The 24,466-nt window shown below is 69.5% G+C and carries 27 protein-coding genes, 2 pseudogenes and 1 riboswitch; of the genes and pseudogenes, 9 read left to right on the top strand and 20 right to left on the bottom strand.

The genetic code is table 11. From position 1 onward, the window contains the following. Positions 1-6: 6 nt before the first annotated feature. Together OG747_RS24465 and thrC are read right to left on the bottom strand one after the other, a co-directional pair. Positions 7-282 (bottom strand): MoaD/ThiS family protein, encoded by a 276-nt coding sequence (locus OG747_RS24465; RefSeq protein ID WP_030941262.1) that lies wholly within the window; start codon positions 280-282, stop codon positions 7-9. A gap of 130 nt (positions 283-412) precedes the next feature. Next, on the bottom strand, positions 413-1,732 hold the full coding sequence (gene thrC, locus OG747_RS24460; RefSeq protein WP_405881475.1) for a threonine synthase: 1,320 nt from the start codon (positions 1,730-1,732) through the stop codon (positions 413-415). Between the two features lie 17 nt (positions 1,733-1,749). Beyond that, positions 1,750-1,897: riboswitch (SAM riboswitch) on the bottom strand. A 186-nt stretch (positions 1,898-2,083) separates the two neighbouring features. Here thrC and OG747_RS24455 point away from each other — a divergent pair. Both OG747_RS24455 and OG747_RS24450 read left to right on the top strand, forming a co-directional pair. Continuing rightward, the gene (locus tag OG747_RS24455; RefSeq protein ID WP_405881474.1) at positions 2,084-3,028 is read left to right on the top strand and encodes a glucosyl-3-phosphoglycerate synthase; all 945 of its coding nucleotides are present in this window, start codon (positions 2,084-2,086) and stop codon (positions 3,026-3,028) included. Positions 3,029-3,182: 154 nt separating this feature from the next. Further along, positions 3,183-4,580, top strand: coding sequence for a trehalose-6-phosphate synthase (locus tag OG747_RS24450; protein ID WP_405881473.1), 1,398 nt, complete (start codon positions 3,183-3,185; stop codon positions 4,578-4,580). Positions 4,581-4,607: 27 nt separating this feature from the next. Here OG747_RS24450 and otsB read toward each other — a convergent pair whose 3' ends face one another. The 3 genes from otsB to OG747_RS24435 form a co-directional block, all read right to left on the bottom strand. Beyond that, positions 4,608-5,504 (bottom strand): trehalose-phosphatase, encoded by an 897-nt coding sequence (gene otsB, locus OG747_RS24445; protein ID WP_405881471.1) that lies wholly within the window; start codon positions 5,502-5,504, stop codon positions 4,608-4,610. A gap of 86 nt (positions 5,505-5,590) precedes the next feature. Continuing rightward, positions 5,591-5,818, bottom strand: coding sequence for a DUF3263 domain-containing protein (locus OG747_RS24440; RefSeq protein WP_405881470.1), 228 nt, complete (start codon positions 5,816-5,818; stop codon positions 5,591-5,593). A gap of 105 nt (positions 5,819-5,923) precedes the next feature. After that, positions 5,924-7,141 carry an ABC transporter substrate-binding protein gene (locus tag OG747_RS24435; protein WP_405885650.1) on the bottom strand — a complete coding sequence of 406 codons (1,218 nt, stop codon included), beginning with the start codon at positions 7,139-7,141 and terminating at the stop codon, positions 5,924-5,926. Between the two features lie 234 nt (positions 7,142-7,375). Here OG747_RS24435 and OG747_RS24430 point away from each other — a divergent pair, with 234 nt between their 5' ends. The 3 genes from OG747_RS24430 (at position 7,376) to OG747_RS24420 (ending at position 10,590) form a co-directional block, all read left to right on the top strand. Beyond that, on the top strand, positions 7,376-8,371 hold the full coding sequence (locus tag OG747_RS24430; protein ID WP_405881469.1) for an ROK family protein: 996 nt from the start codon (positions 7,376-7,378) through the stop codon (positions 8,369-8,371). Beyond that, complete coding sequence (gene nagA, locus OG747_RS24425) at positions 8,371-9,516, top strand: N-acetylglucosamine-6-phosphate deacetylase (RefSeq protein ID WP_405881467.1); 1,146 nt, start codon at positions 8,371-8,373, stop codon at positions 9,514-9,516. Before OG747_RS24430 ends, nagA begins: the two co-directional genes overlap by 1 nt. Positions 9,517-9,660: 144 nt before the next feature. Then, positions 9,661-10,590 carry a 1-phosphofructokinase family hexose kinase gene (locus tag OG747_RS24420; RefSeq protein ID WP_405881466.1) on the top strand — a complete coding sequence of 310 codons (930 nt, stop codon included), beginning with the start codon at positions 9,661-9,663 and terminating at the stop codon, positions 10,588-10,590. A gap of 18 nt (positions 10,591-10,608) precedes the next feature. Here the strand turns inward: OG747_RS24420 and OG747_RS24415 are convergent, their stop codons facing one another. Together OG747_RS24415 and cdgB are read right to left on the bottom strand one after the other, a co-directional pair. After that, entirely contained in the window at positions 10,609-11,598 is a 990-nt protein-coding gene (locus OG747_RS24415; RefSeq protein WP_405881465.1) for a carbohydrate-binding protein, read from the bottom strand. Between the two features lie 140 nt (positions 11,599-11,738). Further along, positions 11,739-13,481 carry a diguanylate cyclase CdgB gene (gene cdgB / locus OG747_RS24410; protein ID WP_405881464.1) on the bottom strand — a complete coding sequence of 581 codons (1,743 nt, stop codon included), beginning with the start codon at positions 13,479-13,481 and terminating at the stop codon, positions 11,739-11,741. 469 nt (positions 13,482-13,950) lie between these two features. On the opposite strand from cdgB, the gene OG747_RS24405 reads away from it, so the two are divergent. Further along, complete coding sequence (locus OG747_RS24405) at positions 13,951-14,433, top strand: flavin reductase family protein (RefSeq protein WP_405885649.1); 483 nt, start codon at positions 13,951-13,953, stop codon at positions 14,431-14,433. Between the two features lie 82 nt (positions 14,434-14,515). Here the strand turns inward: OG747_RS24405 and OG747_RS24400 are convergent, their stop codons facing one another. The 3 genes from OG747_RS24400 to arfB all read right to left on the bottom strand — a co-directional run bounded on the left by OG747_RS24400 (position 14,516) and on the right by arfB (position 16,292). Next, the gene (locus OG747_RS24400; RefSeq protein WP_405881463.1) at positions 14,516-15,469 is read right to left on the bottom strand and encodes a sigma-70 family RNA polymerase sigma factor; all 954 of its coding nucleotides are present in this window, start codon (positions 15,467-15,469) and stop codon (positions 14,516-14,518) included. A 69-nt stretch (positions 15,470-15,538) separates the two neighbouring features. Next, the gene (locus tag OG747_RS24395; RefSeq protein WP_405881462.1) at positions 15,539-15,826 is read right to left on the bottom strand and encodes a hypothetical protein; all 288 of its coding nucleotides are present in this window, start codon (positions 15,824-15,826) and stop codon (positions 15,539-15,541) included. 28 nt (positions 15,827-15,854) lie between these two features. After that, on the bottom strand, positions 15,855-16,292 hold the full coding sequence (arfB, locus tag OG747_RS24390; protein ID WP_405881461.1) for an alternative ribosome rescue aminoacyl-tRNA hydrolase ArfB: 438 nt from the start codon (positions 16,290-16,292) through the stop codon (positions 15,855-15,857). Positions 16,293-16,475: 183 nt separating this feature from the next. Between arfB and OG747_RS24385 the strand changes: the two genes are divergently transcribed. From OG747_RS24385 to OG747_RS24375, 3 genes are all read left to right on the top strand, one after another. Next, positions 16,476-17,051, top strand: coding sequence for a TerD family protein (locus OG747_RS24385; protein ID WP_405881460.1), 576 nt, complete (start codon positions 16,476-16,478; stop codon positions 17,049-17,051). Positions 17,052-17,234: 183 nt separating this feature from the next. Then, positions 17,235-17,870: a hypothetical protein gene (locus OG747_RS24380; protein ID WP_405881459.1), complete on the top strand. Its 636-nt coding sequence runs from the start codon at positions 17,235-17,237 to the stop codon at positions 17,868-17,870. A 4-nt stretch (positions 17,871-17,874) separates the two neighbouring features. After that, positions 17,875-18,741, top strand: a complete 867-nt coding sequence (locus tag OG747_RS24375) for an SgcJ/EcaC family oxidoreductase (protein WP_405881458.1) — start codon at positions 17,875-17,877, stop codon at positions 18,739-18,741. A gap of 88 nt (positions 18,742-18,829) precedes the next feature. Here the strand turns inward: OG747_RS24375 and OG747_RS24370 are convergent, their stop codons facing one another. From OG747_RS24370 to OG747_RS24325, 10 genes and pseudogenes are all read right to left on the bottom strand, one after another. Continuing rightward, positions 18,830-19,408: a DUF5753 domain-containing protein gene (locus OG747_RS24370; RefSeq protein WP_405881457.1), complete on the bottom strand. Its 579-nt coding sequence runs from the start codon at positions 19,406-19,408 to the stop codon at positions 18,830-18,832. Further along, positions 19,405-19,914, bottom strand: coding sequence for a Scr1 family TA system antitoxin-like transcriptional regulator (locus OG747_RS24365; protein WP_405881456.1), 510 nt, complete (start codon positions 19,912-19,914; stop codon positions 19,405-19,407). Before OG747_RS24365 ends, OG747_RS24370 begins: the two co-directional genes overlap by 4 nt. A 276-nt stretch (positions 19,915-20,190) precedes the next feature. Continuing rightward, a pseudogene (locus OG747_RS24360) lies at positions 20,191-20,433 on the bottom strand (hypothetical protein); the annotation flags it as partial. Positions 20,434-20,536: 103 nt separating this feature from the next. Next, positions 20,537-20,722: a hypothetical protein gene (locus OG747_RS24355; RefSeq protein WP_405881455.1), complete on the bottom strand. Its 186-nt coding sequence runs from the start codon at positions 20,720-20,722 to the stop codon at positions 20,537-20,539. 91 nt (positions 20,723-20,813) lie between these two features. Beyond that, positions 20,814-21,662, bottom strand: a complete 849-nt coding sequence (locus tag OG747_RS24350; RefSeq protein ID WP_405881454.1) for a helix-turn-helix domain-containing protein — start codon at positions 21,660-21,662, stop codon at positions 20,814-20,816. 12 nt (positions 21,663-21,674) lie between these two features. Further along, complete coding sequence (locus tag OG747_RS24345) at positions 21,675-22,214, bottom strand: DUF6879 family protein (RefSeq protein WP_405881453.1); 540 nt, start codon at positions 22,212-22,214, stop codon at positions 21,675-21,677. Further along, on the bottom strand, positions 22,174-22,449 hold the full coding sequence (locus OG747_RS24340; RefSeq protein ID WP_405881452.1) for a hypothetical protein: 276 nt from the start codon (positions 22,447-22,449) through the stop codon (positions 22,174-22,176). The genes OG747_RS24345 and OG747_RS24340 overlap by 41 nt, the downstream gene beginning before the upstream one ends. Positions 22,450-22,562: 113 nt before the next feature. Then, positions 22,563-22,742, bottom strand: a complete 180-nt coding sequence (locus OG747_RS24335; protein ID WP_405881451.1) for a DUF397 domain-containing protein — start codon at positions 22,740-22,742, stop codon at positions 22,563-22,565. 11 nt (positions 22,743-22,753) lie between these two features. Next, a complete protein-coding gene (locus OG747_RS24330; protein WP_405885647.1) occupies positions 22,754-23,506 on the bottom strand; it encodes a DUF5753 domain-containing protein in 753 nt (250 codons plus the stop codon). Between the two features lie 26 nt (positions 23,507-23,532). After that, a pseudogene (locus OG747_RS24325) lies at positions 23,533-24,393 on the bottom strand (M1 family peptidase); the annotation flags it as partial. Positions 24,394-24,466 lie beyond the last annotated feature (73 nt).

Raw genomic sequence — 24,466 nt, 5'->3', positions numbered from 1 at the left:
TGGCGGTCAGCCGCCGGCGACGGCGGGGATGATCGAGACGCCCGCGCCGTCCGGCGTCGCCGTCTCCAGCCCCTGTTCGAAGCGGACGTCGTCGTCGTTCACGTACACATTGACGAACCGGCGCAGCTTGCCCTGGTCGTCCAGGACGCGCGCGGCGATACCCGTGTGGTTCTTCTCCAGGTCCGCGATGACCTCACCGAGGGTCCCACCCTCGGCCGTCACCTCGGCCTGGCCACCGGTGTAGGTGCGCAGGATGGTGGGGATGCGGACGTTGACGCTCATTCCTTGTGACCTCCGGTCGGGTAGCGCCCCAGAGGGGCGCAGGGCCTTGCTGAATATGCGGCTCCGCCGCATGGGCGCGACCGGCCCCCCACCGGTCCGCAGCGTAGAAAACAGCCCTCCGGGCCAAGCCCTACGCGAGCCCGGCCTCTCGGAAGGAGTCCAGATTCGGACGAATGGTCGCCGTCAGCCCCGTGCCGGCCACCGCGTCCAGCGTCTTCAGACCGTCCCCGGTGTTCAGAACGACGGTCGTCAGCGTCGGGTCCAGCAGGCCGTTCTCGATCAGCTTCTTCGTGACCCCGAGGGTCACCCCACCGGCGGTCTCCGCGAAGATGCCCTCCGTGCGCGCCAGCAGCTTGATCGCGTCGACGACCTGCTCGTCGTTCACATCCTCCACGGCCCCACCCGTCCGCCGCGCGATGTCGAGCACGTACGGCCCGTCGGCCGGGTTGCCGATGGCGAGCGACTTGGCGATGGTGTTCGGCTTCTGGGGCCGTACGACGTCGTGGCCGGCCTTGTAGGCGACGGACACCGGCGAACAGCCCTCGGCCTGGGCACCGAAGATCTTGTACGGCTTGTCCTCCACCAGCCCGAGCTTGATCAGCTCCTGCAGACCCTTGTCGATCTTCGTGAGCTGGGAACCGGAGGCGATGGGGATCACCAGCTGGTCGGGGAGCTGCCAGCCGAGCTGCTCGCAGATCTCGTACGCGAGGGTCTTGGAGCCCTCCGCGTAGTACGGCCGCAGGTTGACGTTGACGAAGCCCCAGCCCTCGCCGGCCGGGTCGCCGATCAGCTCGGAGCAGAAGCGGTTCACGTCGTCGTAGTTGCCCTCGATGCCGACGAGCTCGCCGCCGTAGATCGCGGCCATGACGACCTTGCCCTGCTCCAGGTCGTGCGGGATGAACACGCAGGAGCGGAAGCCGGCGCGCGCGGCGGCGGCACCCACCGCGCCGGCGAGGTTGCCGGTGGAGGAGCAGGAGAGCGTGGTGAAGCCGAACGCGCGGGCGGCCTCGATGGCCTGGGCGACGACCCGGTCCTTGAAGGAGTGCGTCGGGTTGCCGGAGTCGTCCTTGACGAAGAGCTTGCCGGCCTCGACGCCCAGCTCGCGGGCGAGGTTGTCGGCCTTGACGAGTTTGGTCCAGCCGGGGTTGATGTTCGGCTTGTCGGCGACGTCGGCCGGGACGGGGAGCAGCGGCGCGTACCGCCAGATGTTCGCGGGGCCCGACTCGATGCGCTTGCGGAGTTCTTCGGTTTCGTAGGCCGAGAAGTCGTACGCGATCTCCAGCGGGCCGAAACACTCCTCGCAGGCGAAAACCGGGCCGAGCGGCACGCGGTGTCCGCACTCGCGGCAGGAAAGCGCGGCGGCGGGTCCGAGATCGACACCGGCTACGGTGTCAGTGTCGGTGTCGCCCGCGACGGAGTTCGTGGTGCTTGCAACTGTCTGCGCAGCCATGGAGGCGAGGCCCTTTCTCCTCATCTTCCTCACGACGCACTTCGCCATGAGACGGATTTGGCACCTTCCCTAGCCGGGAGCCTCGCCACAGCGATGTGACAGGAACCAGCTGGAGGGTTGCCGGGGCTTCATCGGGCCGTATCCCTCTGCCCCTCTGGATGAGCGGTATTCGGTTGTGTCGTGCGGGTGATGCGTGTGGTGCGACGGTCCGCGAGTGATCTACGACATGCGATGGTCATCCGCGTTGTTCAAGACTGTAACCGAAGGCCAGGACAGTTGAGATAGTCGTCCGAACCGCGAGACGGATCACACCGTGACACCGGGTGATCAGACAGTGAGGAGCCGCAGACTGTGCTGAAGGAAGTTGAGCGCTGGCTGAACAACCGCTCCTGGTCCGTGACCGACCGCCCGCTCCACAGACTGATGTCCGCCAAACGGGCCACGGGCTCCTCGGTGAGTGTCGTGCTGCCCGCGCTGAACGAGGAGGAGACGGTCGGTGAGATCGTCGCCGTCATCCGCCACGACCTGATGCAGCAGGTGCCCCTCGTCGACGAGATCGTCGTCATCGACTCGGGCTCGACCGACCGCACCTCCGAGGTGGCCGCCGCGGCGGGCGCGAGAGTGGTGCACCGGGACGAGATCCTGCCGCGCATCCCGACCGTGCCCGGCAAGGGCGAGGTGCTGTGGCGCTCGCTCCTGGTGACGAGCGGGGACATCGTCTGTTTCATCGACGCGGACCTGAGGGAGTTCTCGTCGGACTTCGTCTCCGGGATCGTGGGGCCGCTGCTCACCGAGCCGGGCGTGGACCTCGTGAAGGGGATGTACGACCGTCCGCTGGGCGGCGCCGCGGGTCAGGGCGGCCGCGTCACCGAACTCATGGCCCGCCCCCTGCTCAACATGCACTGGCCGCAGCTGGCCGGCTTCGTCCAGCCGCTCGGCGGGGAGTACGCGGCCCGCCGCTCGCTGCTCGAACAGCTCCCCTTCCCCGTCGGTTACGGCGTCGAGCTGGGCATGCTCGTCGACGCCCTGCACCTGGTGGGCCTGGACGCGCTCGCCCAGGTCGACGTGGGTGTACGCAAGCACCGCCACCAGGACGGGCAGGCGCTGGGCCGGATGTCCGCCGCGATCTACCGCACCGCCCAGCTCCGGCTGGCCCGCGGCCACCTCATCCGCCCGGCCCTCACCCAGTTCGAACGGGGCAAGGACGGTTTCGAGCCGCGCACCTACTCGGTGGACACGGAGGAACGTCCGCCGATGGTCGAAATCTCCGAGTACCAGAAACGAAGGGCAGCGTGAAAGCGCCCCGGTAGGGGCGCGGGGCTGTGGAATATGCGGGGCTGTGACATATGCGGCTCCGCCGCGTGGGCGCGACAAACCCCCACCGGCCCGCAGACGGCATACGGCTGAAGGGAACGTTTGAGCGTTTCGACGCCGGGCTAGGTTTCGAGGCATGGCTTCCCCCGCTTCAAAGCAAGGCGCCCACGGCATCCTCGTCGCATCCAACCGCGGGCCGGTCACCTACGAGGTCCAAGAGGACGGCTCGCTCCACGCCAAGCGCGGCGGGGGCGGGCTGGTCTCGGGCCTCTCCGCGATCGGGCCGGAGGCGGGCGCCCTGTGGGTGTGCTCGGCGCTCGGCGACGGCGACCGCGAGGCGGTCCGGCGCGGAGTCGCCGAGGACGGCGTACGGATGCTGGACATCGACGCCGAGGTGCACGCGGACGCGTACAACGGCATCGCGAACTCCGTGCTGTGGTTCGTCCACCACATGCTGTACCAGACCCCGCTGGAGCCGGTCTTCGACGTGGAGTTCCGCCGTCAGTGGGCGTCGTACGAGGCGTACAACCGCGCGTTCGCCGAGGCGCTGGCCGTCGAGGCGGCCGACGGCGCGGTGGTGGTCGTACAGGACTACCACCTGACGCTGGTACCGGGCATGCTGCGGGCCCTGCGCCCCGACCTGCGCATCGGCCACTTCTCGCACACCCCCTGGGCGCCGGTCGACTACTTCCGGATGCTGCCCGACGACATCGCCGAGCAGGTGCTGCGCGGCATGCTCGGCGCGGACCGGCTCGGCTTCCTCACCCACCGCTGGGCGGACGCGTTCACCGCTTGCGCCACCGCGATCGTCGGCGGGCTTGGCGACACCCGGGTCGGCGTGCACGGGCTGGGCGCGGACGCGGACTTCCTGCGGAGGCGGTCGCACGAGGCGGATGTGGCCGAGCGGATGGACGCGCTGCGGGGGCAGATCGGCGAGGGCCGCAAGACGATCGTGCGGGTCGACCGGACCGAGCTGTCGAAGAACATCGTGCGGGGCCTGCTGGCGTACCGGCAGCTGCTGGAGGACCAGCCGCAGTGGCGCGAGCGGGTGGTCCACGTGGCCTTCGCCTACCCCTCCCGCCAGGACCTCGCCGTCTACCGCAACTACACGGCCGAGGTCCAGCGCGTGGCGAGCGAGATCAACTCCCAGTACGGGACGCCGGGGTGGACCCCGGTGGTCCTGCACGTCAAGGACGACTTCGCCCGCTCCCTGGCCGCGTACCGGCTGGCCGACGTCGCCCTCGTCAACCCCATCCGCGACGGCATGAACCTCGTCGCCAAGGAGGTGCCGGTCGTCTCCGACGAGGGGTGCGTGCTGGTGCTCTCGCGGGAGGCGGGGGCGTACGAGGAGCTGGGCGAGGATGCGGTGGGGGTGAATCCGTACGACGTGGTCGCCACCGCGCGGGCGCTGGACGAGGCGCTGGCCATGCCGGTCGGGGAGCGGGCGGAGCGTACGAAGCGGCTGGCTGCCGCCGGGACCGCCCTGCCTCCGGCGCAGTGGTTTCTTGAACAGGTGCGGGAGTTGGAGGACTGAGCCGCCCCTTACGGAGCGCCGCAGTCCTTACGGGGTGCCGCAGTGCGCCGCCAGTGACCTGAGCAGGCGTACGACTCCCGCCGGGCCGTCGACGACCAGGTCCGCGCGTTCCGCCAGTTCGGTGACCTCCGAGCTGCCGCTGCACACCAGCAGGCCCGGGATGCCGTCCGAGCGGAGTTTGTCGACGGCGGCGAAGGCCGGGAGGTCGCCCAGGTCGTCGCCGGCGTAGAGGACGGCTTCGGCCTGGACCTCGCGGACGTACTCCAGGAGGGCGACGCCCTTGTCCACGCCCGGGGGACGGAGTTCGAGGACCATCCGCCCCGGTTCGACGATCAGACCGTGCCGGGTGGCGAGGTCGGTGAGGGGTTCGCGCAGCGCCTCGAACGCGGCCTGCGGGTCCGTCGCGCGACGGGTGTGGACCGCGACCGCGCGGCCCTTCTCCTCGATCCAGGTGCCCTGCCAGGCGCCGATCTCGTCGAGGACCCCGGGCAGCTCGGCGCGGACGGCGGCGACGCCGGGGTGCGGGGCGGGGGCGCTGACGGTGCCGGTGCGGGCGTCCCAGCGTTCGACGCCGTAGTGGCCGAGGACGACGAGGTGGTCGAGGCCCGGGACGCCCGCGAAGCCGCCGTGGCGGACCGCGACGCCGGCCGGGCGGCCGGTGATCACGGCGACGGAGGCGACTTTCGGGGCGAGGGCCGCGAGGGCGGGGACCGCGTCGGGGTGGGCGCGGGCCTGCTCGGGGTCGGTGACGATCGGGGCGAGTGTTCCGTCGAAGTCGAGCGCGATGACGGCCCGGTCGGGCCGGGTGAGGATGGCGTCGAGGCCGTCGCGTCCGGCGGGGGTCGCCGGCGTCGGCAAGGGTTCCGAGACGTCCGGGTGTTCCGGGGATTCCAGGGATTCCGGGTGTTCCACGTGGCTGCCCATGCTTCGACCCTATCCGCGCGGGGCCGGGCGCACCCACGGCTCACCGAGTCACGCCCCGCCGGGGAACGTCTTGTCGGCGTCGGGGGTCAGCGTTCCGAGCGACGGGAGTCTCGGACCCTGCGGAGGCGGTTCACCGTGATCGGGTCGTGCGCGAGGGCGCGCGGGTCGTCGAGGAGGGCGTTGAGGAGTTGGTAGTAGCGGACGGGGACCAGGCCGAGTTGCTCGCGTATCGCCCGCTCCTTGGCGCCGGGGCCGACGAAACCGCGCCGCTCCATGGCGAGGATCGCCTGCTCCCGCCCGCTCAGTTCGTCCATGACCGCACCGTAGCCCCCGGCACCGACATCGACACCGACGCCGACATCGGCACCGACGCCGACGCCGACATCGGCACCGACGCCGACAACGACGCCGCTACCCCACTACCCCGCGCTGTCCGTCATCGTCGCCGTCCGCTGGAGCGAGCCGAGGACGTCGGCCGGGCTGCCGCCCGGGGAGACCGCCTGGCCGATCTGTTTCTTGATCTCGGCGCTGACGGCGGCCCAGGAGGTCTTGCCGACCGGGTAGAGCTGAGAGGAGGGGAGCTCGTCCAGGAACGGCACGAGGTCCGCGTCACCGGCGTCGGCCGCCATCGCGTCGGACGCGGACGTCGTGACCGGCAGCAGGTCGTACTCGTGGGAGAAGTCCAGCACGTTCTTCTGGCTGTAGACGTAGTCGAGGAACGTACCGATCTGCTCGCGGTGACCGTTCTTCTTGAAGGCCATCATCCAGTCGGCGACACCCATCGTGGCCTGGGCCCTGCCGTTGATGCCGGGCATCGGCACCATCCCGAACTTCACCCCCTTGGCGGCGGCCGTCTTCATCAGCGTGGGGTGCCCGCTGAGCATCCCGACCTCGCCGCGCGCGAACGCCGCGAAGGCATCGGCACGGTTCAGCTTCGCGGGCGCGACGGGTCCGGTGAGCCCCTTGCCGACCAGTTCGTCCTTGAGCCAGGTGAGGGTGGCGACGTTCTGGGCGGAGTCGAGGCTGTAGGTGCCGACGTCGTCGGTGTAGCCGTCGCCGCCGCTCAGCAGCCACTGCATGGTCTCCGCCTGCGCCTCCTCGGGCCCGAGGGGCAGCGCGTACGGGATCTTGACGCCTCGGGACTTCAGCACCCTGGCGTCGGCGGCGAGCTCGCTCCAGGTGGTCGGCGCGGTAAGGCCCGCGTCGGAGAACAGCTTCTTGTTGTAGAAGAGCAGCCGGGTGGAGGCGGCGAACGGCATGCCGTACTGCACCCGGTTCACCTGCCCCGCCTCGGTGAGCTGCGCGATGAAGTCGCCCTGGACGGGTATGGAGAGCACCTCGTCGACCCGATAGAGGTCGCCCTTGGCCGCGTAGTCGGCGTACGTGCCGATCTGCGCCATGTCGGGCGCGTCGCCCGCCTCGACCATCTCCTTGACCTTGCGGTCGACATCGGTCCACGGGTAGACGGTGACCTCGACCTTGGTGCCCGGGTGCTCACCCTCGTACGTCTTGGCCAGCTTGTCCCAGTACTTCTGGGAGCTGTCGGCCTTGGCGTCGCCGTAGTCGGCGGCCACGAGTCTGAGGGTCACGTCCCCGGAACCGCCCGAGCCGCCGCATCCCGCGAGGGTCGCCGTCATGCCCAGGGCGGACGCCACCGCGATCAGTCCTGTCCTGCGCCCTGTCCCACGCCCGGCCCTACGCCGACCTGTCCTACGCCGCTGCACTGCTCTTCTCCACCCCGGCCGCCCCTGTCCAGGGGTTGCCCGTCTTTGCTTCTGCGTCCGTTGCATCCGTCTCGGTATGCGGATACAAGGTCTACACCACGCGAGTGGACTAGACCTCTCCTGGGGTAAGGGGCGACACTGTCCCCCGTGAGACATGTCATCGCCCTGGATGTGGGCGGCACCGGGATGAAGGCCGCCCTGGTCGGGACGGAGGGCGAGCTCCTCCACCGGGCCCGCCGCGCCACCGGCCGGGAGCGCGGCCCGGACGCCGTGGTCGACGCGATCCTCGACTTCGCGGCCGAGCTGCGCGCGTACGGCGAGCACCACTTCGGCGAGCCGGCGGCGGCGGCCGGAGTCGCCGTCCCCGGCATCGTCGACGCCGACCGCGGCGTCGCGGTGTACTCGGCCAACCTCGGCTGGCGTGACATCCCGATGCGCCGGCTGCTCGGCGACCGGCTGGGCGGGGTGCCGGTGGCGCTCGGACACGACGTGCGCACCGGCGGCCTCGCGGAGGGCCGGATCGGCGCGGGGCAGGGTGCCGACCGCTTCCTGTTCATCCCCCTCGGCACCGGCATCGCGGGCGCGATCGGCATCAACGGCGACGTCGAGGCGGGCGCGCACGGCTTCGCGGGCGAGATCGGCCATATCGTCGTGCGCCCTGGAGGGACCCCCTGCCCGTGCGGGCAGCACGGCTGTCTGGAGCGGTACGCGTCCGCGGCGGCCGTCAGCCAGGCCTGGGCCGAGGCCTGCGGGGACCCGACGGCGGACGCCGCCGACTGCGCGAAGGCCGTCGAGTCCGGGGACCCGCGGGCGCGGGAGGTCTGGCAGGACGCGATCGACGCGCTCGCCGACGGGCTCGTCACCGCGCTCACCCTGCTGGACCCGCGCACCCTGATCATCGGTGGCGGTCTCGCCGAAGCCGGGGAAACCTTGTTCACACCGCTGCGGGCCGCCATCGAGCGGCGCATCACCTTCCAGAAGCTGCCGTCCCTGGTCCCCGCGGCCCTCGGGGACACGGCCGGATGCCTGGGCGCGGGCCTGCTGGCCTGGGACCTGCTGAATCAGCCGAGCCGACCACGCCCTTCGAGCTTGCCGAATCAGCCGACCACCGCTTCCCAACCGACTTCGGAGGTAACCACCTGATGGCCCCTAGCAAGGTTCTCGCCGGTGCCAAGGTGGTCCTGCCCACCGGGATCGTGGACGGCGGCCGCGTGATCGTCGACGGCACACGGATCGCCGGCAGCGAGCCCGTCGACGCCCGGACCATCGACCTCAGCGGCCACTGGCTCGTCCCCGGCTTCGTCGACCTCCACAACCACGGCGGCGGCGGCGCCTCCTTCACCTCCGGGACCGTCGAGGAGGTCCTCCAGGGCGTCCGCACCCACCGGCTGCACGGCACCACCACCCTCGTCGCCTCGACCGTGACCGGCGACATGGACGGCCTCGCCCAGCGCGCCGGGCTGCTCTCCGAGCTGGCCGAGCAGGGCGACATCGCGGGCATCCACTTCGAGGGCCCGTTCATCTCGCCGTGCCGCAAGGGCGCGCACTCCGAGGAACTGCTGCGCGACCCGGACCCGGCCGAGGTCCGCAAGCTGGTCGACGCGGCGCGCGGCCGGGCCCGGATGGTCACCCTCGCCACCGAACTGCCGGGCGGCCTCGACTCCGTACGCCTGCTGGCCGAGCACGGGGTGATCGCGGCGATCGGGCACACGGACGCGACGTACGAACAGACGGTGGAGGCCATCGACGCGGGCGCGACCGTGGCGACGCACCTGTTCAACGCCATGCCCGCGCTCGGGCACCGCACGCCCGGGCCCATCGCCGCCCTCCTGGAGGACGAGCGGATCACCGTCGAGCTGATCAACGACGGCACCCACCTCCACCCCGCCGCGCTCCAGCTGGCGTTCCATCACGCGGGCGCGGACCGTGTGGCGTTCATCACGGACGCCATGGACGCGGCGGGCTTCGGCGACGGCCGCTATCTGCTCGGCCCGTTGGAGGTCGAGGTCAGCGACGGGGTGGCGCGGCTGGCGGAGGGCGGCTCGATCGCGGGCTCCACGCTCACCCTCGACCGCGCCTTCCAGCGGGCGGTGACGCTCGACCGGCTGCCGGTCGAGGACGTGGTCGCGGCCCTGTCCGCCAACCCGGCCCGGCTGCTGGGCATGTACGACACGGTGGGCTCCCTGGAGCCGGGCAAGGACGCCGACCTGGTGGTCCTGGACGCGGAGTTCGCCCTCAAGGGCGTGATGCGCAAGGGCGCGTGGGTGGTGGATCCCCAACTGGGCTGATTCATCCCTTTGTTGCCACACGGCGGTTGGCCCCCGGGACTGGGCCGACCGCCGTTGTCTTTGGCATGATCGAGCCTCCGGAACAGCCGGCACGCACATGCCGCGCGTCTACTTGATGATTCTCTTCGGGGGAGGTCGGCCCAGGTGATCCTCACGGTCACACTGAACACCGCTCTCGACATCACCTATCGCGTACGGTCCCTGCGCCCGCACACCGCGCACCGGGTGACCGAGGTGACCGAACGCCCCGGCGGCAAGGGCCTGAACGTGGCCCGGGTGCTCGCCGCCCTCGGTCACGAGGTGACGGTCACGGGCTTCACCGGCGGCGCCACCGGCCGCATCCTGCGGGACCAGCTCATGGCCACACCCGGGGTGGTGGACGCGCTGGTGCCGGTCGCGGGAGCGACGCGCCGCACGATAGCCGTGGTCGACACGACGACGGGTGACACGACTCAACTCAACGAGCCAGGACCGGAGATCACCCCTGCCGAGTGGGCGGCCTTCCAGGAAGCGTACGAGGTGCTGCTGCGCTCCGCCTCGGCGGTGGCCCTGTGCGGCAGCCTGCCGCCGGGGGTGCCGGTGGGCGCGTACGCCGGGCTGGTCCGCACGGCCCGCGCCGCGGCCGTTCCGGTCCTCCTGGACACCAGCGGCGAACCACTGCGCCGCGGGGTCGCCGCCCGCCCCGACATCGTCAAGCCGAACGCCGACGAACTGGCCGAACTCACCGGCTCCCACGAGCCGTTGCAGGCGACCAGGGACACCCGCAGACGCGGCGCGCACGCCGTCGTGGCCTCACTGGGCGCCCAGGGCCTGCTCGCCCACACTCCGGACGGCCTCTGGCGCGCCACCCCACCACGCCGCGTCCACGGCAACCCGACCGGCGCGGGCGACTCGGCGGTCGCGGGCCTGCTGTCCGGGCTGGTGGAGCGCCTTCCGTGGCCGGAGCGCCTGGCCCGCGCCGTCGCCCTGTCCGCGGCGACCGTACTGGCCCCCGTGGCGGGCGAGTTCGACCGCCCGGCGTACGAGACGCTGCTGGAGCAGGTCGCGGTGACGGGGGACGCCACGGCGGCGTGAGCGCCGCGGCCCCGGCGACTACGACGTGACCTGGCCCAGCTTCAGCGACAGCTGGTCGAGAAGGGCGTCACACTGGTCGCCGTCCCCGCAGGAGATGGTGATCGTGTTGGTGCCCTTGGTGAGGGTGGGCCACGCGTAGGTCTTCGTCCAGCCCTTCGCGTAGTCGCCCCCGGCAGCCTTCGCGAAGTTGCTCATGTTGAGCTTGCGCCCGAACACCTTGCCATTGACGGTGAGCGTCATCTTCGCGTCCTTGCCAGGAACGCTGTAGCGGGCGAAGAGGGTGTACGTCCCGTCCTCGGGAATGCCGTTGACGGTCCAGGTGACCTGGGCTCCGGTGGTGTTGAGGCCGGTCACGTAGGTGCCGCCGTCGGCCTGGGCGCCCGCGACGTCCGACGCCGTCGTCACACCCGTCCCCAGGTTCAGCGCCTTCGCGTCGATCTTCGGGAGTTCACCCGCGACGGCCGACTGCGAGGCCGACGCGCTCGGTGACGCGCTCTGCGAGGCCGTCGGGGTCGAGCCGCTGCCGGCCGTGTTCTTGGTCTTGTCGTTCGAGTTGTCGTTCATCATGGCGATGCCGATGCCGATGACGACGGCGGCGGCCACGGCGATCGCGCCGATCAGCAGGCCCTTGGTGTTCGGCCCGCGACCACGACCGCCGCCGCCGACCGGCGCGTGCCGGGTGGTGGGCGGGCCGCCGGGGACCGTCTCGGGCGCCGCGTAGTGCGCGTTCGGCTGGCCGTAGGCCCCCTGCTGAGGTACCTGGCCGTACGGCGCGGTCGGGGCGGCCTGCTGGCCGTACTGCGCGGTCGGAGCCTGCTGGCCGTAACCGGCCTGCGGCTGTCCGTACTGGCGCTCACCGACTGGCCGCACCCGGTTGACCGAGCCCGGGTAGCCGTAGCCGCCACCTCCGCTGGGCGGGGTGGCGCCGTTGGCCTGACCGTCGGCGTAGAGGTAGCCGAACGGGTCGTCGTCCTCGGGCGTGCTCGCGCCGTTGTTGCCGGGCGTCATCCCCACGTACTCCTCAACAGGTGCGGTACAGATGCGGTTCACGAAAGGAAGGGCGTAAATGACGAGACTACCCGCTCCCAGGGGGCCAAACAGGTGAGCTTCACCGCATCAACCCACTGACCTGCGACTTATCCGGCGACTTATCCGGCACGTCGATGCTGTTTGGGACGAGACCGTTTCTCGACGTACATCCGTTCGTCAGCGGATTTCAAGACCTCGTCCGCCGTCATGCCGCAGTGCGCCCACCCGATGCCGAAGCTGGCGCCCACCCGGACGGCCCGGCCGTCCACGCGGATCGGCGGGATGATCGCGTTCCGCAGCCGTACGGCGAGGTCCGCGGCGTCCGCCCGGCCGAGCCCGTCGGCGAGCACCACGAACTCGTCGCCGCCGAGCCTGGCCACTGTATCGCCGTCCCGGACCACGTTGGTCAGGCGTCTGGCGACCTCGATGAGCACGGCGTCGCCCGCGTTGTGCCCGAACCGGTCGTTGATCGACTTGAAGCCGTCGAGGTCGCAGAAGAGCACCGCGAGCCCCTTGGCGCCGTCGTCCGTCTCGCCCTCGGGCGCGATGGTGTGCACATGGTGGTCGAAGGCGTCGTACGCGTCGAAGCCCGGCCCGAGGTCGAAGCCGTGCCCGCTTCCGTTGATCCCGTTACTCCCGCCGCTTCCGCTGCTCCCGTCGCCGCCGAGGTGTCCGTCGTAGGCGCCGTGCTCGGCCGCCTGGTCGGCGTACGGACCGTGCCCGTACGCAGCGTCCAACGACTCGACCGCGCCCGGCTGGAGGGCCCCCGGGCGCCGGCAGAGGCGCGAGCTGAGGCGGGAGCGCAGCTCGGCCGAGTTCGGCAGGCCGGTGAGGGAGTCGTGCGAGGCGCGGTGGGCGAGCTGGAGCTCGCGGCGCTTGCGTTCCTCTATGTCCTCGACGTGCGTGAGCAGGAAGCGGGGGCCGTCGGCGGCGTCCGCGACCACGGAGTTGCGCAGGCTGACCCAGACGTACGTGCCGTCGCGGCGACCGAGTCTGAGCTCGGCCCGCCCGCCCTCGGCGGACGTCCTGAGCAGCGTGCCGATGTCGTCGGGGTGGACGAGGTCGGAGAAGGAGTAGCGGCGCATCGCGGAGGCGGGGCGGCCCAGCAGGCGGCACAGGGCGTCGTTCGTGCGCAGGATGCGGCCGTGCTGGTCGCCGCCCATCTCGGCGATGGCCATGCCGGACGGGGCGTATTCGAAGGCCTGACGGAAGCTCTCCTCGCTGGCGCGCAGGGCCTGTTGCTCGCGCTCCAGCCGGACCAGCGCGCGCTGCATATTGGCACGTAGACGCGCGTTGCTGATGGCGATGGCGGCCTGGAAGGCGTACATCTGGAGCGCTTCACGCCCCCACGCGCCGGGGTGCCGCCCGTTGCGCGGCCGGTCCACGGACAGGACGCCGATCAGCTCGCCGCAGCTGCCGCCCGAGATACTCGGGGTGTACATGGGCGCGAAGAGGCGGTCGGAGGGGTGCCACTCGTCCTCGAAGCGGGGGGCGGGTCCGTCGGTGTACCACTGCGGTACGTCGTCGTCGTCGAGGACCCAGCCCTCGGTGTGCGGTATGAACCTGAGGTCGCCCCAGGCCTCGCCCATGTTCAGCCGGCGGTCCCAGGAGGTGCGGGAGCCGACGCGGCCGGTGATCAGCGCTTCGGCGGCGGAGTTGCCGGCGAGCGCGGCGACCACGAGGTCACCGTCGGGGCGTACGAGATTGACACACGCCAGCTCGTAGCCGAGGCCCGTGACCACGCCGTCGGCGACGGTCTGCAGCGTGTCCGCCAGGCTCCGCGCGGTGTTCATGTCCGCCATCACCTGATGCAGTTGCCGCAGGGTCGCAAGACGGACATAAGGCTCCGACTCGGTCTCCATTCGCCCTCCCCTCGAGACCTCGCAGCAACTCCAGGGTTGTCTTCGGCGTACCTGGTTCGTACCTGCTTCTCTTACGGTTCTCTTGCGCCTACCAGTTGGTAGCTTCGTGCATAGCTTCCCCGCCACTGAATCACAGCGCGCTGCCCACTCGGTACACAGGGTCAACAAAATATGGCTCCTGTGACTCAAGTCACAGGCGAAGATGAGCAATTGAGTGAGGTTTCTGTATTCCCCCGTGTGTTTACTGAACGCTTATTTAGACACTGTGCGGACACTGTGAGCAATTGTGTCCGTCGAATGGGCACGGCACTGTCCGCCCTCGGACCTAGGACCCGGCTCGGGCCGAGGTCCGATGTGACTCGCCAGGGCCGGAGACTAGCGTTTCGGCGTGCTGAAGACTCCCCCTGCCGCTCCACCCGCCCCCTCCGTGCATGCTGAGGGGGTGAGCAACGACGAGTTCCGCGCCGCCATGACCCGACTGGCAGCGGGCGTGGTCCTGGTGACCGCGCACGAGCCCGCGCTGGACCCGGAAGGCCCGGGCGGCGAGGACGTCGGCATGACGGCGACGGCCTTCATGTCCGTCTCCCTGGACCCGCCGCTGGTCCTCGTCAGCCTGCGCGAGGGCTCCCGCATGGACGACCTGCTCGACGAACAGCCCCTGTGGGCCGTCTCCGTGCTCTCCGAGAGCCAGCGCCACATCGCGGGCCGCTTCGCCATGAAGGGCCGCATCAGCGACCGCCTGCTCTTCGAGGACATCCCGTACGTCCGCGGCGAGGCGGCCGGGGCGCTCCTGGTCGGCGGCGCCCTGGCGACCCTGGAGTGCCGCACCGAGCAGCGGGTGAGCGCCGGCGACCACACCCTCGTCATCGGCCGCGTCCTGACGGCGGCGGTGCCGAGCGCGGACGGCGGACCGCTGCTGCACTTCAAGGGCAGGTACCGGCAGTTGGGCTGACGCCCGCGCTCGCCCGTTCTTACGCACCCTGCTTGTTACGCACCCTGCTTGTTGCGCACCTCGCTTCCTGCGCGCCCTGTTCTTACGCGTCGAGAACGGTGACGTCGAGCCCGGCCAGCCGCTCCGGGTCGTTGACGATGTCGATCACGACGATCCTGCCGCGTACGACTGTGAAGGCGAGGACACTGACGGGACGTCCGTCCGTGACCACGACCACACCCGCGGCGCCGTTGACGAGGGCGGGCCGCGCGATCCGGGCGAGGTGCGCGAAGCCGCTCGCCCCCGAGGCCACAGCGCTCGCACCGGCCGTCACCCCGCCCTCGGACCGCGCCACCACATCCGGGTCGAGTACGGCGACGAGCGCGTCGAAGTCCCCGTCGCGCGCCGCCGCGAGGAACGCGTCCACGACCTCCCGCTGCTGCGCCAGGTCCCGATCGGGCGCGGGCGCCCCGCCCCGGACCCGGCGCCGGGCCCGGCTGGCGAGCTGCCGGGACGCCGCCGGGGTACGGCCCACGATGGGTGCGATCTCCTCGAAGGGCACCGCGAACAGGTCGTGGAGCACGAAGGCGAGCCGCTCGGCGGGCGTCAGCGTCTCCAGTACGACCAACAGGGCGAGGCCCACCGAGTCGGCGAGCAGCGCCTCCTGTTCGGGGTCGATGCCGGAGACGGGGCTGAGCACCGGCTCCGTCATCCGTACGCCGGGCCGCTCCTCCAGGGGAGGCAGGGGCTCCTCGCCACGGGTCCTGCGGGAGCGCAGCATGTCGAGACAGACCCGGCCGACGACGGTCGTCAGCCAGCCGCCGAGGTTGTCGACCCGGTCGGCGTCGACGCGGCCGAGTTTGAACCAGGCCTCCTGGACGGCGTCGTCGGCCTCCGCGAGCGAGCCGAGCATGCGATAGGCGACGGCGCGGAGGTGACCGCGGTGGGATTCGAATCGCGCGGCGAGGAATTCGTTCGCGCCCGCGCCCGTATCCGCGCCCGCGTCCGTGTCCGCGCGGTCGTTCCCGTTCTCTTTCAGAAATTCGCTGTCGCTCATACGTCACATCTCCTGGTCGCCGCCGCGGTCCGTCATGGCATTGACGGACCCCGGCCGTTGGATGTGACGTCACGTCTCCGGTACGGCGCTCAGTCGCAGCCGGACGCCGTCCCCGGCTCGCTCCACCTCGACCTCGTTCACGGAGTCGTCCTCGAAGCGCAGGGTGAAGTACGGACTGGCCTCGATCAGGAACTGCATGTCCTCGCGCGCGCCGCTGTCCAGCGGCGCGGAGACCACGGCGTCCCACACCCGGGTGCCGGGCACCGCGGCCGGCCGGAGCCGGACGGGGATCCGCGCCAGGCAGGTCGATCGATTGGCCCACCACTCCAGGTGCGCCCGGTCCTCATATCCGTCCATTCCATGAGATTAGCCATAAGTCGGGCACCTAGCCCCAGTCGTGGCCGGAGCGCCCCCGCTTGGTGTCGGAGCGCTGCTTCTTCTCGCGCAGCCGCCGCTCGTTGATCCCCCGGGGGATACGGGTGGCCCGGCGGGGCTTGGGCGGCGGCGCGCTGGCCTCGGCGAGCAGGGAGGCGAGCCGTACGGCCGCGGTCTCCCGGTTGCGCCACTGCGACCGGTGCTCGGACGCGCGGACGCTGATGACGCCGTCGACGAGCCGTCCGGCGAGCCTGGCGAGGGCGCGCTCCTTCCAGACCGGGGGCAGCGCCTCGGTCCTGGCGAGGTCGAACCGCAGCTCGACCTGCGAGTCACTGGTGTTGACGTGCTGGCCACCGGGCCCGCTGGAGCGGGAGAAACGCCACATGAGCTCGGCCTCGGGAAGGGAGACGGAGCCGCGGATGACGTAAGGACCGGACATGGGGTCCATGGTCGCGCGGATGTCCGGTCCACGTCACCCTCTTTTCCGCCGCGAAGGTAAAGAAAGTAAAGAGAGCAGGAACCTTCGGTACCCCTCTTGGCGTTCTTAGGGGTAGTTGTAGCTTCGTGCCCGTACGAAGCCCATACGTACGGGCACAGCGCACGTACGCACCGAGGGAAGGGACTCCCAACAATGGCTGTAAGCCTGTCCAAGGGTGGCAACGTCTCGCTCACCAAGGAGGCTCCGGGCCTGACCGCCGTCACCGTGGGCCTCGGCTGGGACGTCCGCACCACCACGGGTACCGACTTCGACCTCGACGCCTCGGCCATCGCGGTCAACCAGCAGGGCAAGGTCTACTCGGACGCCCACTTCGTCTTCTTCAACAACAAGCAGACCCCGGACCAGACCATCGTCCACACGGGCGACAACCGCACGGGCGAGGGCGCGGGCGACGACGAGGCGATCAACGTCAACCTGGCGGGCCTCCCCGCCGACATCGACAAGATCGTCTTCCCGGTCTCCATCTACGACGCGGAGAACCGCTCGCAGAACTTCGGCCAGGTCCGCAACGCCTACATCCGCATCATCAACCAGGCCGGCGGCACCGAGATCGCCCGCTACGACCTGAGCGAGGACGCCGCCACCGAGACCGCCATGGTCTTCGGCGAGCTCTACCGCAACGGCGCGGAGTGGAAGTTCCGCGCGGTCGGCCAGGGCTACGCGTCGGGCCTGGTGGGCATCGCCCAGGACTTCGGCGTCAGCGTCTGAGTCGCCCAAGGCGAGCGAAGGAGCCCCCGGCCCGGGGAATCGGGCCGGGGGCTCCTCGCGTCTCCCGCCTCTCTCCCCGCGTAGGGATTACCCCACGCCCCGCCCAAGTTACTGAAATCTTCAAGCACTGAGCTCTAGGCTCCCCGTGTCCCCACTCACCCCCCACGGGAAACGGAGCCCTCCATGGCTGACTCATCGGACGAGCACTGTACGAGTGACAGCGCTCCACCCACCGTTCTGATGGACAACCAGGCGCTCGACGACTTCCTCACCGCCGCGGTCACCGAGTACCAGCTCATCACCCCCCAAACCCCCCTCCCCTGCTTCGCCCTCCTCCTGGGCAACGCCGACCGGGGCACCCTCCACGTCGAACGCGTCGCCTTCGGCCGCAACGCGCGCACCTCGGACCCGGCGGCCCGCCGCGAGTTCAGCGAAACGATCGTGCCCCGCTTCGGACCGGCCTACGAGAACGAGCACCGCGCATGGTGGATCGACTCCCGCGACCTGCTCAAGGCCTCCAAGGAAGCCGATGCCCTGGGCCTGGACCTCCTGGGCTCCATCCACATGCACCCCGACTGGCACCGCATAGGCCCGCCGCGGGAACGCGGATTCGTCCTCAGTGAGCGCCCCACCCCCATGGACTGCCACGTCTTCGGCCACACGGCCTGGCCGATCAACATCATCTGCTACCTGGAGCGCCGGGCCGACGCCTTCTACCACGCACTGGCGGCCTGGGCCCCACCACCGGCCGAACTCCCCGGCAGCGACTGCGCCGAACTCCCTCTGCGCGTCCGCATGACCACCGCGGTAGGTGTCTGACGTCATGACGACCGCCGAAACGCACTCGATCCACGCCCTGTGGGAAACGATGGCCCGCGCCTGGGCATCGGCCGACGCCGCGCTCTTCGCCTCGAACTTCTCCCCGGACTGCGACTTCACCTCCGTACGCGGGGACAAGCCGCCGGGACGCGCGGGCGTCGAGGCGGCCCACGACCGCCTGTTCCGCACCCTGTACGCGGCCACACGCCTGGACGCCCGGATCATCGCCATCCGCCGGCTGCGCCCCGACCTGGCGACGGTCGAGGCCGAGTCCACGGTCACCCGCACCACCGACGGCACGACCCTGGCCACGACACACGCCCTGGCCGTAGTCGAACAAACCGCCACCGGGGCCTGGCAGATCACGGCGTTCCACAACATGATCCCGGCCACCACCCCCAAGGAGACAAGCCCGGTGAAAGCCCCCGAGCCCGAGAAACCCCCCGTAACAACGACCGCGGCCACGCCCCGCGAGTCCCCGGCCCGCCCGAAACTCCGCCACTTGGCGATAGTCGCCCGGGACCCCGAAAAACTGGCCGCCTTCTACACCTCGGTCTTCTCGATGGAACTCTTCCACCGAGACCCCGACGGCAGCTGCTTCCTCTCCGACGGTTACCTCTCCCTCGCCCTCATCAAGCACCAACTCGACGGCGACACCCCGGTCGGCATGAACCACTTCGGCTTCCACATAGCCGACACGGAGGCAACCACGGCGGCCCTCGTGGCCCAGGGCGTGGACAAGCCCGCGGAACGCTTCACCAACCGCCCCTTCGCCGAATACCGGGCCATGGACCCCGAGGGCAACTGGTTCGACCTGTCAGAACACGGCTTCGGCGGCCCCAGGCCCCCGACTGCCTCCGACGAGGCCTGACCGCCCCTTCACCCGCAGCCCGTGCCCGGTGCGATGTCCCGGGCACGGGCTGTGCCGCGGCACGCACCCGCGCCCATGGACAGCACCATCACGCAGCTGACTCCTCCGCCCACCTCTCCAGAAGCCTCCTCGCTCCGTCCCCCTCGACCGCGCACTCGGAGAAGCACTCGAAGAGCCGCCGGTAATGGGCGACATCCTGCGGCTCCCTCAGAACAACTCGGCCGGTGAACACTTCCAAGGTCACCACGTCGGCGTCGTAGACCGTGAAGGTGTTGAAGGGAACTTCGGGGATCCGAGCCTTCAGAGGGAGCACCCCAATGGCCACGTTGGAACGCAGGGACAGGGACACGAGGTGCTCCAACTGCCCTGCCACGAGGGGGCCGTCGCCCAACTTCCACCGAAGGGCGGATTCGGTCAGCACAAACTCGAACCGCTTGTCCCGCTCCTCAAGGACGGCCTGGCGCGCCAACTTCAACGCCATGACACTGGTCACGTCCCCGGCTGCGGACGCCGACGTCCTGGTCATTACGTGTCGCATGTACTCAGGCGTCTGGATCAACCCGGTAGGGATCGCGGGCAGGAAGTAGCGCAGGTGGTGCGCGTCGCGCTCCCAGGCTGCGAGTTCACCCTGGACACCGTCTCCCCCTGGTGTCGGCTCCAGCTTCATTCTCGCCCCTCGCCTGTCAAAGGACGGCTGAGGACATCAAGCTCGTTCTCGATCAGGCTCCTCGCCCCCTGTCCGTAGACCGCCGACCGTTCGTACCAAGTGAACGCCTTTTCATAGACAGCGAGTTCCCCCTTGTTCGTAATGGTGAGGCCCGCCGAAAGCGTCTCGACCTCGACCCGCGCCCCGTCGAAAATCGAGAACGCATTTTCCGGGAACAGGTCGAGTTCAGCTCGTACTGGAATGATGCCGAGCCTGAGTCCCGGCAGTTCGAGGGCGCAGAGCAGATGAAGCAGCTGGCCTCGCATGATGTCCGCACCGCCGAGGTTCGTCCGCAGCGCCTGCTCGCCAAGCAAGGTGTGGTACCTGCGACCGTCCTGGCCGATGAACCGGGCACGAGCCGTCCGCCGTGTCACTCCGGCCTCGACATCGTCGGGGATCTCATGGAAGGCGACGACCCGCTGGAGCACCGCACGGGCGTAGTCCGCGGTCTGGAGGTCTCCCCACACAATCCGGGCAATAGTGGCGTGAGACCCTGGTGGAGCGGGCGAGTTCCAGGAACTCGTCCTGCACTGGGCCAGTCCCCGCGCGGAGGTGCTTGTCCCATGTGTAGCGCTCTCGCTCGGGCTTCGTCATGCGTGAAGACTCCTCGTTCTGTCTCGTAGACGGGCATCAGGGCGTACGCCGGCACTCCTCCTGCGAAATGGCCCGCTCCCAAACCACTTCGAAGGCGCCGGTGCGGAGTTACTCAGCAGTTCCTCGAACGACGGTTCCTTCGTCACACTTCAATCTCCTCTGCGGAGAGGACACGGCAGATCAGGCACCGCGCGGTTCGGTGTGCAGGTGACCAGAGCCAGAGAGAGATACGAAGGACGTTCGAGATAGAAACCCAGAGACACATCGCCACCCCAACCAAGGTGCCCAGCGGCAGAGTTCACGAACTGCGCCAGACGGGTGGCGTCACGCTCCGCGTCGGAGTCGAATCTGGGCGCGTACTCGACCAGCCGTTCCCCGAGCCAAACCGCCGCCGCTGAACGCGCCCCGAGACACCGAGATCGGCCAGCGCTTCGCGAAGTGCTGTGGTCGCGTCAACTGCCCGACTGCGTGCTTCCCGCCATGTCTGCATGTCCATCAGTGCCCCGCCGCGTGATGCTCGCGCAGTTCCACGTTGCGGTCGGACACGCCGCTGTAGTCACCACTGGAGCGCGCGTTCTGTCTGGCGACGACGAAAGACAGACACTCGGTACAGCCCGGCACGGCGGAGGGCTCGGCCGGCGGCACGGCCAGGTGGTAGTCCTGCGGCTTCTGCGGCTTCATACGTGGCCTCCCCGACTGGTCCGCTCGATGCAATGACCGTAGGGAGAAGGGACGCTGCCGGCCCACGATGTTGCATGGGATTGCACGACAATCACCCGAGAGAGTCCATGGCCGCCGTGATCAGCGCGCGAGCGTTGGCACCGTAGACGGCCAAGTCGGCCAGTTCCGCGAACGTGTCGGCGTACGCACCCACCTCGCTGGGCTGAGTGATCGTGAGGTGGCCGGATACCAATTCGACATTGACCTGTTCTGTGTCGAAAATCCAGAACCCCTCTACCGGCATCCGGGAACGATCGGGCCCCGTGGGCACCACACCCAAGCTGACGTTGGGCAGTGAACCGATCGTGAGCAGGTGACCGAGTTGTCCGATCAGCGCGTCCGCCCCACAGAGTCCGTTGCGCAGGACCGACTCCTCAATCAGGAACGCGAATCGTCGATCTCCCTCGTACAGCACACGCTGACGCTCCATGCGGACGGCCACCGCTTCAGCCACGTCGTCCGCCTCAACCCTGCGGCGCTGAACAGCGCGCAACACCGCCTCGGTGTAGCCGTAAGTCTGGATCAGGCCCGGCACGAGCCACGACGAGTAGGAGCGGAAGCGATGTGTGCGCTCGAACAAAGGCAAGCGTGCTTCCTGTGCCTGCTTGAGCCCCGCGCGCTCCATCCGCCGCCAGCCAACCCACATGCCCTCAGCGGTCCGCAGCGAGGCAATCAGATCGGCCGCCTGATCCTCCGCCCCGCACGCTCGGCACCACGCCCGAATATCGTCCGCCGAGGGGGGCGTACGGGCGTTCATGATGCGAGACGACTTGGACGGATGCCAGCCGCAGCGCTCGGCGATATCACGCCCGGACAGCCCAGCATCCCGGCACAACTCCGCGAGTCGATCCGCTAGAGCTTGCCGGGCCCGCTGGGCGCTGGAAGACGGAGAGACAGCCATGACTGCGGCAGATCAGCGGGGCCGGTACTCCTCGTGAGGGATCGCACGCCGCCACACGGCCTCAAAGGCATCGGCGCATGGCTTCACGCGCTCTGGATCGTCCGTGTACTCCCGCCCGTCCACGTCCAACTGCCCATCACCGGTGAAGTGATGAAAGAGCGCCTGCGCGCCATCGAACACCCAGAAGTCCGTACCCGGCAGCGCAAGATCGGTCGCCCGCCTTCTTGGTAGCCACCGGACCAACTCACCCGCAGCGATGTTGGTGAACGTGCCGTCGTACTCGTATCGCGCGTAATCACTGATCGGCTCGGAGATGATGCGGGCGCGCCGGACCACGACACCGCGGGCGACCGCGTCGCGCACCGCGTCGTGCCAGCCACCCCACCACGAAGACCGGTCAGCGGGGTCAAGCCGCTTGCCCTGCTGCCACGCGATGAACTCGGGGTCATCCAGCATGTAACTGTCGCGCAACTCAAGGTGCACGGCTGAGCGTTGGGCCTTCGCCAGGGCGTTACGCGCTGGTGGTTGCACTTGCGGTCTCTCCCTTGTCATCGCCCGGGCGGGGGATGTACTTCAGCATGACCGCCGGGAGCCTGATGATCGTCTCGTGGTCCGGTACGTCCGTGGAGTGGCCGGGGATCGAACCGACCTCCTGGCACTCCTTCACCTCCTCCTCGGTCGCCTTGTACGACTGGATCAGGAGGTCTCCCGTCTCCTCGTGAAGCCAGATGGTCGGAGACTCGTCGGTCGGCGTGTTGGGGATGATGCCGAGGAACTTCAGGGTCATGGACGCTCCCGCTGTCGAGGTGGGTTGCACCGGCGTGCACGAGTCTCAGCGTCTCGGTTCGTCAGCGTCCAGGGAGCGAGTACGGCGCGTGGGAGCACGGCGGGCTCGACCGCTCACTGTCGCTCGGCTTTGAAATGACGTATCAGGGCCAGCAAACCTCTGGGGGCCAGGGCGAGTACGTCACCGGGCTCATCGCTCTCGCGGAGGAGGAGATGGGGTTCGCGGCGGGCGAGTTCGACACAGTTTTCGGCATTCACTCCCGAGAAGGACGACTTCTGCCACTGCGTGGACATTCCAGGACTCCTCACAGTTCTCTCGCGATCTGGTGGATGAGCTTCCGAGATTCCGGCTCGCTCAGCGAGACCTGCTCGGCGATGTCGAGCAGGCCGACGAACCTCTTGAGCTGAGCAGCCGCGGTGATGAGGAAGCCGCCCACAGGTCCATCCATCTGAACCGTGTCGAGCTGTGGCACGACTCCGCCCGCGTACAGCAGGGGATACGTCGCCTCAATGAACTCCTCGCAGGTGAACGGAATGACCCGAACCGTCACCGCCGGCCCCTCTGAGGCTTCGAGCAGGTACTCGAGCTGCCCCTTGGCAACCTTGCGCCCACCGAAGCGCATGCGCAGTGCCGCTTCGTGGACGATGGCCTGAAACGGAGGCGGCGCGTCCCGCTCGAAGATGTCCCGACGCTTCATCCGGAACTCCACCCGAACGTCCACCTCCTCGGCAGGCAGCGTCGGCGTGTAGCTGCGGTGGATCGCCCGCATGTAGTCCTCGGTCTGAAGGACGCCCGGCACGTTCATCGCCTGGACGCCACGCAAGTACGTTGCGTGGTGCTCCAGTTCGGCGATATTCAGAAAGCCGGGTGAGAGCATGCCCCGGTAGTCATCCCACCAGCCCTGGCCGCGCGACTCGCGGGCGATGGTGCACAGCGCCTCGATCAGATGCCGGTCATCGCATGCGTAGAACACGGCCAGCCGCCGGATCCGTTCCTCACTGATCCCGATGCGGCCCGCCTCTATGTGGCTGATCTTGGCCTGATCGGTAGAGAGCAGACCGGCAGCCTCACGGGCCGTCTTCCCTTCTTGGCGGCGGCGGTCTGTGTCGGGTCCACGGCGACGTACACCGGCAGGCCGTTCTTGGTGGTGGAGCGCGTGACGTCGTACTTCCCGATCGCCAGCGTCGCGACATAGCTCGCCATGGGTTCGGCGCTGTGCCAGGTGAAGGTCGTACGGCCGTCCGCGGTCGTCGTCCTGCTCTTCAGCTCGCCGTTGGAAACCGCCTCCAGGCCCTTCGGGACGGTGATGACGATGTCGTACGTCGCCTTGTCGGAGGGGTGGTGATTGCCGGGGAACCAGGCCATCGAGCCGGTGGGTTCGCCGAGGGCGAGGGCGCCGTCGGCGGTGCGCAGCCAGCCCTCCTCCGAGCCGTCCGGGTCGGTGAGCGTCTCGGGGGCGCCGGAGTAGCGGACCGTCGCGCGAAACGTCTCGCCCTTGTCGAGGTCGGTGTGCGGGCGCACGGTCAGTTCCTGGCCCGCGCGGTTCCAGCGGGCGCCCTTGCCCTCGACGGTGACACCTGCGACGTCCAGGCCCTTCAGGTCGAGATGGAAGGCGCTGAGGTTCTGGGTGGCCCGCGCGGTGATCTCCGCCGTCCCGTTCAAACGCTTGCCCCGCGGGTCGTAGGCGAGCGTCAGGGCGTAGTGCGTGACGTCGTACCCGCCGTTGCCCATCTTCGGGAAGTACGGGTCCCGCACCCCGGAGGCGCCGGGCCTGCCGTGCACGCCACCTCCGCCGCCGCACGCGGTGAGGGCGAGAGCGAGGGTGAGGGCGAGTGCGGGTGCGAGGGCCGGGGCAAAGGGGACGGCAACGGAAGATCGGGGCACACTCACGATCTTACGAGGCCGCACCCTCTTTGTCCGAGGCCATGACAACCCACCCCCCATTGCCTTCTTGATCGCCCCCCGTCGCCCGAACCGCGACACCTGCGTCCGTGCCCGTACCCGTGCCCGTGCCCGG

The organism is Streptomyces sp. NBC_01384 (genome assembly GCF_045040035.1).
Lineage (GTDB): Bacteria > Actinomycetota > Actinomycetes > Streptomycetales > Streptomycetaceae > Streptomyces.
Note: the sequence above shows the minus strand (reverse complement) of the source record. Positions and strands in the feature narration are given on the sequence as shown.

What these genes read in the sequence shown, in the direction of transcription:
- OG747_RS24465 (WP_030941262.1), bottom strand. Translation starts at nt 282, where the DNA reads ATGAGCGTCAACGTCCGCATCCCCACCATCCTGCGCACCTACACCGGT.
- thrC (WP_405881475.1), bottom strand. Translation starts at nt 1,732, where the DNA reads ATGGCTGCGCAGACAGTTGCAAGCACCACGAACTCCGTCGCGGGCGAC.
- OG747_RS24450 (WP_405881473.1), top strand. Translation starts at nt 3,183, where the DNA reads ATGGCTTCCCCCGCTTCAAAGCAAGGCGCCCACGGCATCCTCGTCGCA.
- otsB (WP_405881471.1), bottom strand. Translation starts at nt 5,504, where the DNA reads ATGGGCAGCCACGTGGAACACCCGGAATCCCTGGAATCCCCGGAACAC.
- OG747_RS24440 (WP_405881470.1), bottom strand. Translation starts at nt 5,818, where the DNA reads ATGGACGAACTGAGCGGGCGGGAGCAGGCGATCCTCGCCATGGAGCGG.
- OG747_RS24435 (WP_405885650.1), bottom strand. Translation starts at nt 7,141, where the DNA reads ATGACGGCGACCCTCGCGGGATGCGGCGGCTCGGGCGGTTCCGGGGAC.
- nagA (WP_405881467.1), top strand. Translation starts at nt 8,371, where the DNA reads ATGGCCCCTAGCAAGGTTCTCGCCGGTGCCAAGGTGGTCCTGCCCACC.
- OG747_RS24415 (WP_405881465.1), bottom strand. Translation starts at nt 11,598, where the DNA reads ATGACGCCCGGCAACAACGGCGCGAGCACGCCCGAGGACGACGACCCG.
- cdgB (WP_405881464.1), bottom strand. Translation starts at nt 13,481, where the DNA reads ATGGAGACCGAGTCGGAGCCTTATGTCCGTCTTGCGACCCTGCGGCAA.
- OG747_RS24405 (WP_405885649.1), top strand. Translation starts at nt 13,951, where the DNA reads ATGACCCGACTGGCAGCGGGCGTGGTCCTGGTGACCGCGCACGAGCCC.
- OG747_RS24400 (WP_405881463.1), bottom strand. Translation starts at nt 15,469, where the DNA reads ATGAGCGACAGCGAATTTCTGAAAGAGAACGGGAACGACCGCGCGGAC.
- OG747_RS24395 (WP_405881462.1), bottom strand. Translation starts at nt 15,826, where the DNA reads ATGGACGGATATGAGGACCGGGCGCACCTGGAGTGGTGGGCCAATCGA.
- arfB (WP_405881461.1), bottom strand. Translation starts at nt 16,292, where the DNA reads ATGGACCCCATGTCCGGTCCTTACGTCATCCGCGGCTCCGTCTCCCTT.
- OG747_RS24385 (WP_405881460.1), top strand. Translation starts at nt 16,476, where the DNA reads ATGGCTGTAAGCCTGTCCAAGGGTGGCAACGTCTCGCTCACCAAGGAG.
- OG747_RS24380 (WP_405881459.1), top strand. Translation starts at nt 17,235, where the DNA reads ATGGCTGACTCATCGGACGAGCACTGTACGAGTGACAGCGCTCCACCC.
- OG747_RS24375 (WP_405881458.1), top strand. Translation starts at nt 17,875, where the DNA reads ATGACGACCGCCGAAACGCACTCGATCCACGCCCTGTGGGAAACGATG.
- OG747_RS24370 (WP_405881457.1), bottom strand. Translation starts at nt 19,408, where the DNA reads ATGAAGCTGGAGCCGACACCAGGGGGAGACGGTGTCCAGGGTGAACTC.
- OG747_RS24355 (WP_405881455.1), bottom strand. Translation starts at nt 20,722, where the DNA reads ATGAAGCCGCAGAAGCCGCAGGACTACCACCTGGCCGTGCCGCCGGCC.
- OG747_RS24350 (WP_405881454.1), bottom strand. Translation starts at nt 21,662, where the DNA reads ATGGCTGTCTCTCCGTCTTCCAGCGCCCAGCGGGCCCGGCAAGCTCTA.
- OG747_RS24345 (WP_405881453.1), bottom strand. Translation starts at nt 22,214, where the DNA reads ATGACAAGGGAGAGACCGCAAGTGCAACCACCAGCGCGTAACGCCCTG.
- OG747_RS24340 (WP_405881452.1), bottom strand. Translation starts at nt 22,449, where the DNA reads ATGACCCTGAAGTTCCTCGGCATCATCCCCAACACGCCGACCGACGAG.
- OG747_RS24335 (WP_405881451.1), bottom strand. Translation starts at nt 22,742, where the DNA reads ATGTCCACGCAGTGGCAGAAGTCGTCCTTCTCGGGAGTGAATGCCGAA.